Source organism: Streptomyces sp. NBC_00878, from assembly GCF_026341515.1.
Taxonomy (GTDB): domain Bacteria; phylum Actinomycetota; class Actinomycetes; order Streptomycetales; family Streptomycetaceae; genus Streptomyces.
In genome coordinates, this window is record NZ_JAPEOK010000001.1 from 6668009 (window position 1) to 6680400 (window position 12392).

Sequence of the window (12392 nt, forward strand, 5' to 3'; positions counted from 1 at the left end):
CTGGGGGGTGATTTCTGTCGCGGAAGTGAAGGTTGGCGCTGCGGGCGCGTAGCTTTATCGGCAACACGCGCCCGTAGGAGCAGTCTTGGTACGGAAGATCGGCAGCCGGTACACCGCGCACCAGATTCTGGGGCGGGGCAGCGCCGGCACGGTGTGGCTGGGTGAGGGCCCCGACGGGCCCGTCGCCATCAAGCTGCTGCGCGAGGACCTCGCGTCCGACCAGGAGCTCGTGGGCCGGTTCGTGCAGGAGCGCACGGCCCTGCTCGGCCTCGACCATCCGCACGTCGTCTCGGTACGGGACCTCGTGGTCGACGGCAACGACCTCGCGCTGGTCATGGACCTCGTCCGCGGTACGGACCTGCGGACCCGGCTCGACCGGGAACGGCGGCTCGCGCCCGAGGCGGCCGTCGCCATAGTGGCCGACGTCGCCGACGGACTCTCCGCGGCCCACGCAGCGGGGGTCGTGCACCGCGACGTCAAGCCGGAGAACGTGCTGCTCGACATGCAGGGGCCGCTCGGACCCGGCGGCTCGCACCCCGCGCTGCTCACCGACTTCGGCGTGGCCAAGCTCATCGACTCACCGCGGCGGACGCGGGCGACGAAGATCATCGGTACGCCGGACTATCTGGCGCCGGAGATCATCGAGGGGCTGCCCCCTCGGGCGGCCGTCGACATCTACGCGCTGGCGACCGTGCTGTACGAACTCCTCGCGGGGTTCACGCCGTTCGGCGGGGGACACCCGGGGGCGGTCCTGCGGCGGCACGTCACCGAGACCGTCGTCCCGCTGCCCGGAATCCCCGAGGAGCTGTGGCAACTGCTCGTGCAGTGCCTGGCGAAGGCGCCCGCGTCCCGCCTGCGCGCCTCCGAACTGGGCGAGCGGCTGCGGGAGCAGCTGCCCCTGCTGGCGGGAATGCCGCCGCTGGACGTGGACGAGCCGGACGGGGACGAGGACGGGGGCGGCGGGTACGACGACGCGCCGACCGAGCCACAGGCTCCCCGCGAGCGGGTCCGTCGCGGAGCCGTTCCCCTCGTACCCGGGGCCAAGCCCGACTCGAACCGGGACACGCATACGTCGATGCGGGTGCCGGGGCCGGACGAGCTCGCGGGCGGCGCCCGTGGCACGGCCCGCGCTCCGCGTGCCGCCGGGGCGCCCCGGCCGGGGTCCGCGCGCCATCGGGCCGCCGCGGCCCGGCGCCGGCGGATCACGCTGGGGGTGGCGGGGGTGGCGCTCGTCGCCGCGGTGGGGGTGGGCGCGTGGCTCGCCACCTCGGGCGACGACGCGGGCGCGACGCCCCAGGAGACAGGGACGTCGGCACCGGCTTCGCCCTGACGGGCGGGGGCCGTCTTCCGGCTGCGGGTGGGTGGGGGCTGGTCGCGCAGTTCCCCGCGCCCCTGAAAAGCAGGGGGCTGCGCCCCTGAAAGACGGGAAACGAGAGCGCCCCGCCTGTTGGGCGGGGCGCTTGTGGTTGCTCAGCGGGTGAGACCGGCCCTGGCACCGTCAGGCGTCGGCCATCGCGGAGACGATCGGCCTCTTCGCCGCCCTGCGGGCGGGCAGTACGGCCGCGATCGCGCCCGCGAGCGCGGTCAGCGCCGAGTACCCGGCCAGTTGGAACAGCGGGACCTCCAGCACCAGGTTGCCGTCGCTGCCGAGCAGGGCCTGGCTCGTGGCGAGTCCGTAGACCACACCGAAGGTGATGCCGACGACCGCGCCGACCAGTGCCATCAGAACTGCCTCGATCACCAGGGTGAGTTGCAGCTGTTCCCGGGTCAGGCCGAGAGCGCGGAGCATCGCCGACTCGTGGGTGCGCTCCAGGATGGACAGGGAAAGGGTGTTCATGATGCCGATGAGCGCGATGACGATCGCGAAGGTGAGCAGGGCGGCGATGATGCCGATCATCGACCCCGCCGCGTCGCTGATCTTTTCCTGGTTGCCGGCCGTGTCGCTCACGGAGACCAGCGGGTGCTGGACCAGGACCTTGTCCAGCCGGTCGCGTGACTCCTTGGCCGGGACGCCCTCGGCGGCCTTGACGAGGACCTTGGTGTCGTCCTTCCAGTTCTGTACGGCCGCCATGTCCTGCCAGCTGACCACTGCCCAGCCGATTTGGCTGAAGCCGGTGTAGGTGGCGACGACGGTGAGGGTCCGGGCCTTGCCCTTGGCGATCTTCACCTTGACCCGGTCGCCCACGGCGACCTTCAGAAGCCCGGCCTGCTCCTTGCCCTGGTACACGGCGATGGTGCCCTTCCGGAGGGCCTTCATCGACCCGGTGCGCGCCTTGGGCAGGGCCGAGGTGCCGGCCGGGTCCACCGCCGCGATGTTGTCGACCGAGAGCCCGTCGTCCTTGCCGTTGTCGATGGAGCCCTCGGTGCTGCGGACCCTCGCGACCGTGGCGAACCTGGAGTCCTTGCGCAGCTGCTGCGCGACCGTGACCGGGACGCCTCGGGGCTGCTTGTCGGCGGAACTCTCCTCTTCCGCCACGGCGCTGGGCCGCCCCTGATCGTCGGACGTGACGTCCTCGAGCATGGCCGCGCTGAGGACGTAGTCGACGGGGAAGTCGTCGTTGATCTCGGCACTGGCCGACGCCTCGGCGGTGGCGATGATCACGCTGCTGCCCGCCATCAGGCTGACACCGATCATCAGAGCGACCGTGGTCGCCGCCGTACGGGCCGGATTGCGCCCCGCGTTGGCCGCCGCGAGCCGGTACGTCACCGAGGCCCGGCGCCCGGGGAGCCGGCCCAGGAAGGCGATGAGCCGTCCGGCGAACAGCGGCGCGAGAACCACCACCCCGAGGAACGCGGTCACCCCGCCGAGTACGACCTGCACCATGGCGTCTTCCGTGTTCACCGCCGTCTTCGCGTCGCTCAGCCCGTCGAGCGTCAGATACACCCCCAGGCACAGGAGCACTCCGGCGAGGACCATCCGGCCGAGACCGATGCGGCGCTTCGTGTCGGGCGCTGACGACTCGGCGCGCAGGGCGGCCAGCGGCGGTACCCGGGTGGCGCGGACCGCGGGGATCAGCGAGGACAGTACGGTCACGACCAGGCCGACGAGCACCGCGGCGACCAGCGGCAGGGTGGTGACGACCGGCGCGTGCAGTGGCAGTGCCTGGCCGATGACCGCGGTGCCGCCGAAGAGGGCGTAGCAGACGACCAGTCCGCCGGCGATGCCCACCGCCGCGCCGAGCAGGCCGAGCACCACGGCTTCGACCAGCACCGAGCGGAAGAGCTGGCCGCGGTTGGCGCCGGTGCAGCGCAGCAGCGCCGTCTCGCGTACGCGCTGGGCGACGCGGATGGTGAAGGTGTTGTGGATGACGAAGGCGGAGACGATCACCGCGATCACCGCGAAGACATTCAGCGCCTTGAAGAAGCCGCCCACCTTGCCCAGCGTGCCCTTGGCGAGGATGTCAGCGCGTTCTGTGCCGGTGAGGACCTTTGTGCCCGAGGGCTGCACGCCCCCGATCCGGCCGGCGAGCTCGTCCGCGCCGACACCGGAGTCCGCACGGACGGCGATCTCGTCGTAGCCGGATGCGCCGGTGAAGGCGGTCAGCTGGGCACGCGTCACCACGACGACGGACTGGCCGGAGTAGCGCGGTGAGATACCGAGGTCGATGACGCCGACGAGCTTGAGGGTGCGCTTGGCGTGCTTCTGGTCGAGCACGGTGACGGTGTCGCCGGGCTGGTAGCCGGTCTGCTCCGCGGTGGCGCGGTCGAGTGCCGCCTCCCCCGCCGCGGTCGGCACCCGGCCCTCGCTCAGGTCGTACTCCCGCATGGTCTGGTCGTCTCCCGCGGAGATGCCCAGACCCGGCGACCCTCCGCCGGAGGTGATCAGTCGGCCCTTCTTGTCCAGAAGGGGCAGGAGCTGGGTCATCCGGCCCTCGGCGGCGGCGACTCCGGACACCGCCTCGATCTTCTTCAGGGTCTTTGGCGCCAGCGGGTCGCTGCTCTCTTCCCGCATCGCGAAGACGTCGACGTTCTTGGCGCCGCGGGCGAACTCCTCGTACACCGCGGCCTTTGCGGTATCGCCGAAGATGAGGGTGCCCGCGAGGAATCCGACGCCGAGGGCGACGGCGAGGAGAGTGGCGAGGAGCTGGCGGGTCTGGGCCCGCAGGCCGGCGAGTGTGACGCGCAGCATCAGGCCCTCACCTGCTTGAGGCTGTCCAGGACCATTTGAGCGGTGGGCTCGATGAGCTCTCCCGCCACCCGGCCGTCGTCGAAGACCAGCACCCGGTCCGCGTAGCCGGCGGCGGCAGGGTCGTGCGTCACCATGACGATCGTCTGGTTCAACTCGTCGACGCTGCGGCGAAGGAAGTCCAGCACCTCGTGGCTGGTGCGCGAGTCGAGGTTGCCGGTCGGCTCGTCGGCGAACACCACGTCGGGCCGGGTGACCAGGGCGCGGGCGCACGCGACGCGCTGCCGCTGGCCGCCGGAGAGCTGCCCGGGTGTGTGGTCGAGCCGGTCGCCGAGTCCGAGGACGTGGACGAGGTGGGCGTACCACTCCCGGTCCACCCCACGGCCGGCCAGGTCCAGTGGCAGCCGGATGTTGTGCGCGGCGGTCAGGGTGGGCAGCAGGTTGAACGACTGGAAGACGAAGCCCACCCGCTCGCGGCGAAGACGGGTCAGCTGCTTGTCCGTCAGTGCGGTCAGCTCCGTGTCGCCGAGGTGTACCGTCCCCGCGCTGACCGAGTCCAGCCCCGCGGCGCAGTGCATCAGGGTGGACTTGCCGGATCCGGACGGACCCATGATCGCCGTGAACCTCCCGCGTGGGAAGTCGAGGGACACGCCGTCGAGCGCCGTCACGGCCGCGTCCCCCGTGCCGTAGGTCTTCACCACGTTCCGCATGGTGATGGCCGCTTGGTGAGGTGGCGCGCTGGTTGTGATCATGGTCGTTCTCTCCCTTGGTCGCGGTGAGAGCGACACTAGGAACGGCCGGGGTGCGCGGTCGTCTGCCCCCGGGCCGCATTCCGTGTATGCCTCAGGTCCCCGTCGAAGGGGGGCCCTGTCGGCGGAGGGGACCTTTCGGCAGCGCGAGGAAATCTTTTTTGCGGCCTATGTCAGGCTTTCGGCACGGTACGGCCGGGTGACAGGGCGTCCCGTGGTCCCGCGGCAGGCATACGTCACCCCCGGCGTGTATGCCTCACGGCATACACGTCAGATCTGTCCTGGTCCGGACGACGCCGACCTGAGCTCCTCCCTAGTGTTGCGGCCACATCGAATGACGTTTCGGAGGAGAGAGCATGCGCAGGATGATGTCGATCGCGGCGATTACCCTGACGGCGGGAGTGCTGACGACTAGCTGTGGCCTCCTCGACAGGAGCGGCGGCGCCTGGGAAGTGGAAATGAAGGTGACCGGCGACAAGGTCGAGTCGATTTCCTACTCCCTGCCCGACACCAGCCGAGAGGGAGGGAAGGCGGAGCCGAGCGTGGAGTCCAAGCCGACCCTGCCCTGGAAGATTCTGCGGGTCGGGGAGCATGGCGAGGCGGTCCTGACCGTGGTGCCCGCGAAGGACGGCACCGCCACGTGCGAAATCCTTGTCGAGGGTAAGAAGACCGAACAGAAGGGGAAGCCCGGGCAGAAGGTGACCTGCACCGCGAAGCTCGAAGACTGAGGCTGCCGGTCGGGGCCCGCTCCGCGCACCACGGCATCACCCCGAGAGAGGAAGACCATCCGATGGATCGGACGCCGAACTCATCGGAGACCGGTGCCCCGCCGGACGGCGGCAACGCGCCCGGTACCGGAGACGCCCCACCGGCCGGGGCTCTCCCGCACCCCGCTCCCCGGCGGTCGTGCAGGTCGGTGGTGTTCGACAGCCTGGTGGCCTGCGTCACGGGCATGTTCGCGCTGCCCATGCTGGCCGGACTGGACTCTCCCGCCCTGCTGATCAACAGCCTTGCCATGGTGGCGGCCCTGCTGTGGCGCCGCCGCCGCCCGGTCCAGGTGCTGGCGGCGGTGGCGGCACTCGCGCTGTGCCAGGTGGTGTTCCTCGACCCCCGGGCCCTTCCGGTGGACGTGGCGACGCTCGTCGCCATGTACTCCGTGGTCCGGTACGGGCGGGACATGCGCTCCTCGGTGCTGGCCGCGGTGGTGATCGGGACAGGCGTCGGGTTCCAGCTCCTCCAGCTGGACTTCTCCGAGGGGGCGGGCCCGGCCCTTCTCTACGTCACTGTCTGTTCGGGGGTGTGGATGGCCGGCTACGCGATGCGCGCCCGTGACGAGACGCTGCGGGCGCTGGAGGAACGGGCCGCCCTCGCCGAGCGGGACCGCGACCATCTGGCGCAGCTTGTCGCGGCCGACGAACGGGCGGCCATCGCGCGCGAGCTCCACGACGTCGTGGCGCACGGGCTGTCGGTGATGATCGTCCAGGCCGACGGGGCGGCGTGCATCCTCGACCCGGAGTCCGAGCAGGCGCGCGGCGCCCTGGAAGTGATCGCCTCGACGGGCCGGGACGCCCTGGAGGACATGCACCTGATCGTCGGCATTCTGCGGGGCACCCGCACGCTCCCCGACGCGGACCGCCGCGTCAACACCGTCGACGAGATCGGCACCCTGGTGGAACGGGCCCGCGCCGGCGGACTGCGGGCCGAGCTGCATGTCACCGGGGATGCCTCCGGCATCAGTGCCGCGGAGCAGCTCACCGTCTACCGGATCGTCCAGGAAGCACTCACCAACGTGCTGCGCCACGCGGGAGCCTCGCCCGCGGTGGACGTCCGCCTCCTCTACGCGCCGGACAAGGTCACGGTGGTCGTCACCGACGACGGCGCCGGGCAGCTCGCCACGGATGCCGGGGTGGGCGTCGCTTCCGGTGGGCACGGGCTGGTGGGCATGCGAGAGCGGGTCGCGGTCCACGGCGGGACGATCGAGTCGGGCGCGCGGCTCGGAGGGGGCTGGCGCGTCAGCGCCACCATTCCGTTCAAGGGCACCCACCCCGATAGGGTGCGCGAAACCCAGCGAGCACGATGAGCGAGGCCGGCCATGGCTTCGCAAGGTCAAGGTACGAAAGCGGGCTGTATGGCCATCAAGGTCGTAATCGTCGACGACCAGCCGTTGGTGCGGGCCGGCTTCCGCATGGTGCTCTCGAAGCAGCCGGACATCACGGTGGTCGGCGAGGCCGGTGACGGCGAAGAGGCCCTGAGGCTGCTGGCTCGGACACCGGCCGACGTAGTTGTCATGGACATCCGGATGCCTGTCCTCGACGGCGTGGAGGCCACCCGTCGGCTGCTGGCCGAGTCCGTCGACCCGCCCAAGGTGCTCGTCCTCACCACCTTCGACACCGACGAGGACGCCTTCGCCGCGCTGCAGGCCGGTGCCAGCGGTTTCCTGCTCAAGAACTCCCCGCCGAGCGACCTGATCACGGCGATCACCTCGGTCGCGAACGGTGACGCCGTGGTCGCCCCCCGGATCACCCGCCGCCTCCTCGACCGCTTCGCCCACCAGCTCACCCCGGCCGCCCCGTCCTCGGAGGACGCCCCGTCCCCCCTCACCGACCGGGAACGCGAGGTCCTGCTCCACGTGGCACAGGGCCTGTCCAACGCCGAGATCGCCGTACAGCTCTTCATCGCGGAAGGCACGGTCAAGACCCACATCGGCCGCATGCTGACGAAGCTCGATCTGCGCGACCGGGTTCAACTGGTCGTGTACGCCTACGAGTCGGGACTCATCCGTACCGTGAAGTGAGCGTGTCGTTCATCCGTGCCCTCACGGGGCGCGTGGCTGTGCCATGTGCGGCTCCGCCGCGATGGGGGTCCCCCGCTCGAGCGAAGCCGAGAGTGGGGGAGAAGCCGAGAGTGGGGAGCGACCAGCCCCCACCGGGCCCGCACCCGACAAACCGAGCCCCGCAAACACTGACCCCCGTTCCACCGGCGGAGCCGCTTCGTGGAGCCGTTACGCTGGACGCGTGGCAGTCGTCGATGTATCCGAAGAGCTCAAGTCCCTCTCCTCGACCATGGAGTCGATCGAGGCCGTCCTGGACCTCGACAGGCTGAGGGCAGACATCGCCGTGCTCGAGGAGCAGGCGGCGGCGCCGTCCCTGTGGGACGACCCGGACGAAGCGCAGAAGATCACCAGCAAGCTGAGCCACCTCCAGGCGGAGGTGCGCAAGGCCGAAGCGCTCCGCGGGCGTATCGATGATCTCAGCGTCCTCTTCGAGATGGCCGAGGAGGAGGACGACCCGGACACCCGCGCCGAGGCCGAGACCGAGCTCACCGCCGTCAAGAAGGCGCTGGACGAGATGGAGGTCCGGACGCTGCTCTCCGGGGAGTACGACTCCCGCGAGGCGCTCGTCAACATCCGCGCGGAGGCCGGCGGCGTCGACGCCGCCGACTTCGCCGAGAAGCTGCAGCGCATGTACCTGCGCTGGGCCGAGCAGCACGGATACAAGACGGAGGTCTACGAGACCTCTTACGCGGAAGAGGCCGGCATCAAGTCGACCACCTTCGCCGTCCAGATCCCGTACGCGTACGGGACGCTGTCGGTGGAGCAGGGCACGCACCGCCTGGTGCGGATCTCGCCCTTCGACAACCAGGGGCGGCGGCAGACGTCGTTCGCGGGTGTGGAGGTGCTGCCCGTCGTCGAGCAGACCGATCACATCGAGATCGACGAGTCCGAGCTCCGGGTGGACGTGTACCGGTCGTCCGGGCCCGGCGGCCAGGGCGTCAACACGACCGACTCCGCGGTGCGGCTCACCCACCTCCCCACCGGCATCGTCGTCTCCTGTCAGAACGAGCGGTCGCAGATCCAGAACAAGGCGTCCGCGATGAACGTGCTGCAGGCCAAGCTCCTCGACCGGCGCCGGCAGGAGGAGCAGGCCAAGATGGACGCCCTCAAGGGCGACGGCGGCAACTCCTGGGGCAACCAGATGCGTTCGTACGTCCTGCATCCGTACCAAATGGTCAAGGACCTGCGCACGGAGTTCGAAGTCGGAAACCCCGAGGCCGTTTTCAATGGCGAGATCGATGGGTTCCTGGAGGCCGGAATTCGCTGGCGCAAGCAGCAGGAGAAGTAAGCGACATTGCCGGACATCGTTTTGTCGACAGGGCAACTGCCGTCCACGGGACGGCGGTTGCCCTTTGTGCAGCCCAATGTCTGGGTTTTACATCACACTCACATGACACTGTGCCGGTCAAATGAGCTGGATCGGGACATCGCGGTCGCAACGACCTTGACGTTGCTTTGAAAAGTGGGAAGGCTGACGCGCGGCATGCGTATCTCTGGGGCGCATGTGAACCGGGGACTTCACTGAGCTTTCCCCGACTGTCGCGGCCCCGGGCGCTGCACCATTGACGATGAGCTACTGGGGGTAGCAACCAGATGACCAAGAAGACGCGCATCCGGATCGCGCGGATAGCCGCCGGCGCGGTGATCGCCGCCGGTGCTTCGATGACCGCCGCCGGTGCCGCCTCGGCCCTCGACGTCGGTGTCAACGTGGCCGGTCTGAACGTCGGCGCCAGCGTCGACGAGAAGGGTGTCGGTGTCGGCATCGGTGTCGACGACCCCACACCCACCGACCCGGGCACCGAGGAGCCGACCGACGAGCCGACGGTGATCCCGACGGATCCCACGGACGAGCCGACCGACCCGGGCACCGAAGAGCCGACGGACGAGCCGACCGAGCCCACGGACGAGCCGACCGACCCGGGCACCGATGAGCCGACCGACCCGGGCAACGGCAACGGCGGTACCACCGGCGGCAACGACAACGACCCCGACGGCGGCTCCAAGCCGGTCGAGCAGGGCGCGGGCAAGGAGGCCCTGACCGACACCGGTTCGGACACCTCCGCCCAGGGCACCGGCGGCGAGCTGGCCGAGACCGGCGCCGCCGAGAACATCACGTTCCTGCTGATCGGCGCCGCGACGATGATCGCCGGCGGCATCGGCTTCCGTATGCTGCCCCGCCTCATGAACGGCCGCGGCGCCGCTGCCTGACGGATGTCCCGAGGGACGTCCCGGCGGATGTCCTGTACGTAGCCGCGTGAGTGTGTGAGAAGGGCCCGGAGCTCCTGGAGCTCCGGGCCCTTCTCGTTGCTTCTCCGCCGCCGTGCCTCGGGCCTTGTGTGTGCCCCGCTGTGCCTCGCGCGCGTCCTACGCGGTCTGGTGGGCCAGCAGGGCCACCGCCGCGATCAGTACGGCGAGCAGGGCGATCAGCGCCATGGGATTGAGGCCTCCGAAGGGGCCCTCCTGCTGCAGCCGGGCGCGGTTCGCGCGGCAGACGGGGCAGCGGCCTTCGTTCACGGGCGCGGCACAGTTCGCGCACACCAGCCGGTCGTACGTCATGCGCTCGCCCTCCTTGCACCGGTTCCACGTACACAACGCTCTCGGGAACGGATACGTTCCCCCTCCACTGTGCCAGGTTCCTCCGGAGGGTGCGCGGGTTCTTGTGCGGGGGCTGGGCGGGGCGCCTCCTGAGGGGTGGCTTGCGTTGTCTCGCGGCTACAGGCCGTGTGTGGCTGGTCGCGCCCACGCGGCGGAGCCGCATATCGATACAGCCCCGCGCCCCTGGCGGGGGCGCGCCCCCGCCCCATCCCCCCTCAAAGGTTGCCCCGTACAAAAGCGCACAACCCTTGCGCAACCTCTCTCGGCGACTGCGCGCGTGTACCCGGGTCGCGTATGGTCACGCTCATCTAACCCCGATACCCCCGACGGCCTGTGGTGCATCCGTGATCCGATTCGACAACGTATCCAAGGTCTACCCCAAGCAGACCCGCCCCGCTCTCAGGGATGTCTCCCTGGAGGTCGAGCGTGGTGAGTTCGTGTTCCTGGTGGGGTCCTCCGGCTCCGGAAAGTCCACCTTCCTGCGGCTGATCCTCCGCGAGGAGCGGACCAGCCACGGCCAGGTGCACGTGCTGGGCAAGGACCTCGCGCGCCTCTCCAACTGGAAGGTGCCGCAGATGCGCCGCCAGCTCGGGACGGTGTTCCAGGACTTCCGGCTCCTGCCGAACAAGACGGTCGCCGAGAACGTCGCGTTCGCGCAGGAGGTCATCGGCAAGTCACGCGGCGAGATCCGCAAGTCCGTGCCCCAGGTGCTCGACCTCGTCGGGCTCGGCGGCAAGGAGGAGCGGATGCCCGGTGAGCTGTCCGGTGGTGAGCAGCAGCGCGTCGCGATCGCGAGAGCCTTCGTGAACCGGCCCAAGCTGCTCATCGCCGACGAGCCGACCGGAAACCTCGACCCGCAGACCTCCGTCGGCATCATGAAGCTGCTCGACCGGATCAACCGGACGGGCACGACCGTGTTGATGGCGACGCACGACCAGAACATCGTGGACCAGATGCGCAAGCGCGTCATCGAGCTGGAGAAGGGCCGACTAGTCCGCGACCAGGCGCGCGGCGTGTACGGCTACCAGCACTGACCGCGACCTCCCTCACGCTCTCGGCGCCACCGCAGAGCAGAGGGAGGACTCCCCACGCATCCGCCACGGAAAGGCCTGAGAAGACGCCATGCGCGCCCAGTTCGTTCTGTCGGAGATCGGTGTCGGTCTCCGCCGCAATCTGACGATGACCTTCGCGGTCGTCGTCTCGGTCGCCCTGTCCCTAGCCCTGTTCGGCGGTTCGCTCCTGATGAGCGACCAGGTGAGCACGATGAAGGGCTACTGGTACGACAAGGTCAACGTCTCGATCTTCCTCTGCAACAAGAGCGACGCGGAGTCCGACCCCAACTGCGCCAAGGGAGCGGTCACCACCGAGCAGAAGAAGCAGATCGAGACCGACCTCGACAAGATGTCCGTCGTCGAGACCGTCTCGCACGAGTCCAGCGACCAGGCGTACAAGCACTACAAGGAGCAGTTCGGCGACTCCCCGCTGGCCGCCTCGCTCACCCCGGACCAGATGCAGGAGTCCTTCCGCATCAAGCTGAAGGACCCGGAGAAGTACCAGGTCATCGCGACCGCCTTCGACGGCCGTGACGGCGTGCAGTCCGTGCAGGACCAGAAGGGCATCCTCGACAACCTCTTCGGGCTTCTCAACGGCATGAACTGGGCCGCCCGCGCGGTGATGGCGATGATGCTCGTCGTCGCGCTGATGCTGATCGTCAACACGGTGCGCGTCTCCGCCTTCAGCCGTCGGCGTGAGACCGGGATCATGCGCCTGGTGGGCGCCTCGGGCTTCTACATCCAGGCGCCGTTCATCATGGAGGCCGCGGTCGCCGGGCTCATCGGTGGCGGGGTCGCGTGTGCCTTCCTGCTGATCGCCCGGTACTTCATCATCGATCATGGGCTGGCCCTGTCGGAGAAGCTGAATCTGATCAACTTCATCGGCTGGGACGCCGTTCTCACGAAGCTGCCGCTCATCCTCGCGACGAGTCTGCTGATGCCCGCTCTTGCCGCGTTCTTCGCGTTGCGCAAGTACCTGAAGGTGTGACGCATGACAAGAGGGCCGTACCGGCAAGCGCCGGTACGGCCCTTCTCGT

The 12392-nt window shown here is 69.5% G+C and carries 11 protein-coding genes; 8 read left to right on the forward strand and 3 right to left on the reverse strand.

The features are described 5' to 3' along the window. Positions 1-85 precede the first annotated feature (85 nt). Positions 86-1330, forward strand: coding sequence for a serine/threonine-protein kinase (locus tag OHA11_RS28930; RefSeq protein WP_266501331.1), 1245 nt, complete (start codon positions 86-88; stop codon positions 1328-1330). A gap of 168 nt (positions 1331-1498) precedes the next feature. Here OHA11_RS28930 and OHA11_RS28935 read toward each other — a convergent pair whose 3' ends face one another. Continuing rightward, positions 1499-4129, reverse strand: coding sequence for an ABC transporter permease (locus tag OHA11_RS28935; protein ID WP_266501332.1), 2631 nt, complete (start codon positions 4127-4129; stop codon positions 1499-1501). Continuing rightward, positions 4129-4878: an ABC transporter ATP-binding protein gene (locus OHA11_RS28940; protein WP_266501333.1), complete on the reverse strand. Its 750-nt coding sequence runs from the start codon at positions 4876-4878 to the stop codon at positions 4129-4131. The genes OHA11_RS28935 and OHA11_RS28940 overlap by 1 nt, the downstream gene beginning before the upstream one ends. A 353-nt stretch (positions 4879-5231) precedes the next feature. Between OHA11_RS28940 and OHA11_RS28945 the strand changes: the two genes are divergently transcribed. From OHA11_RS28945 to OHA11_RS28965, 5 genes are all read left to right on the forward strand, one after another. Continuing rightward, complete coding sequence (locus tag OHA11_RS28945) at positions 5232-5603, forward strand: hypothetical protein (protein WP_266501334.1); 372 nt, start codon at positions 5232-5234, stop codon at positions 5601-5603. Between the two features lie 62 nt (positions 5604-5665). Continuing rightward, on the forward strand, positions 5666-6955 hold the full coding sequence (locus tag OHA11_RS28950; protein ID WP_266501335.1) for a sensor histidine kinase: 1290 nt from the start codon (positions 5666-5668) through the stop codon (positions 6953-6955). A 48-nt stretch (positions 6956-7003) separates the two neighbouring features. Beyond that, on the forward strand, positions 7004-7669 hold the full coding sequence (locus tag OHA11_RS28955; protein WP_266501336.1) for a response regulator transcription factor: 666 nt from the start codon (positions 7004-7006) through the stop codon (positions 7667-7669). Between the two features lie 220 nt (positions 7670-7889). Continuing rightward, complete coding sequence (prfB, locus tag OHA11_RS28960) at positions 7890-8996, forward strand: peptide chain release factor 2 (RefSeq protein ID WP_266501338.1); 1107 nt, start codon at positions 7890-7892, stop codon at positions 8994-8996. Positions 8997-9301: 305 nt separating this feature from the next. Beyond that, entirely contained in the window at positions 9302-9916 is a 615-nt protein-coding gene (locus tag OHA11_RS28965) for an LPXTG cell wall anchor domain-containing protein (RefSeq protein ID WP_266501340.1), read from the forward strand. 156 nt (positions 9917-10072) lie between these two features. Here the strand turns inward: OHA11_RS28965 and OHA11_RS28970 are convergent, their stop codons facing one another. Then, entirely contained in the window at positions 10073-10264 is a 192-nt protein-coding gene (locus OHA11_RS28970) for a hypothetical protein (protein ID WP_217453454.1), read from the reverse strand. A gap of 383 nt (positions 10265-10647) precedes the next feature. On the opposite strand from OHA11_RS28970, the gene ftsE reads away from it, so the two are divergent. Together ftsE and ftsX are read left to right on the forward strand one after the other, a co-directional pair. Beyond that, the gene (gene ftsE / locus OHA11_RS28975; RefSeq protein WP_266501350.1) at positions 10648-11337 is read left to right on the forward strand and encodes a cell division ATP-binding protein FtsE; all 690 of its coding nucleotides are present in this window, start codon (positions 10648-10650) and stop codon (positions 11335-11337) included. Positions 11338-11425: 88 nt separating this feature from the next. Next, positions 11426-12343 carry a permease-like cell division protein FtsX gene (ftsX, locus tag OHA11_RS28980; protein ID WP_266501353.1) on the forward strand — a complete coding sequence of 306 codons (918 nt, stop codon included), beginning with the start codon at positions 11426-11428 and terminating at the stop codon, positions 12341-12343. Positions 12344-12392 lie beyond the last annotated feature (49 nt).

Bases quoted from the DNA above. Each gene is read 5' to 3' on its own strand.
- OHA11_RS28970 (WP_217453454.1), bottom strand. From the start codon at position 10,264: ATGACGTACGACCGGCTGGTGTGCGCGAACTGTGCCGCGCCCGTGAAC.
- OHA11_RS28955 (WP_266501336.1), top strand. From the start codon at position 7,004: ATGGCCATCAAGGTCGTAATCGTCGACGACCAGCCGTTGGTGCGGGCC.
- OHA11_RS28965 (WP_266501340.1), top strand. From the start codon at position 9,302: ATGACCAAGAAGACGCGCATCCGGATCGCGCGGATAGCCGCCGGCGCG.
- OHA11_RS28945 (WP_266501334.1), top strand. From the start codon at position 5,232: ATGCGCAGGATGATGTCGATCGCGGCGATTACCCTGACGGCGGGAGTG.
- OHA11_RS28935 (WP_266501332.1), bottom strand. From the start codon at position 4,129: ATGCTGCGCGTCACACTCGCCGGCCTGCGGGCCCAGACCCGCCAGCTC.
- OHA11_RS28940 (WP_266501333.1), bottom strand. From the start codon at position 4,878: ATGATCACAACCAGCGCGCCACCTCACCAAGCGGCCATCACCATGCGG.
- ftsX (WP_266501353.1), top strand. From the start codon at position 11,426: ATGCGCGCCCAGTTCGTTCTGTCGGAGATCGGTGTCGGTCTCCGCCGC.
- OHA11_RS28950 (WP_266501335.1), top strand. From the start codon at position 5,666: ATGGATCGGACGCCGAACTCATCGGAGACCGGTGCCCCGCCGGACGGC.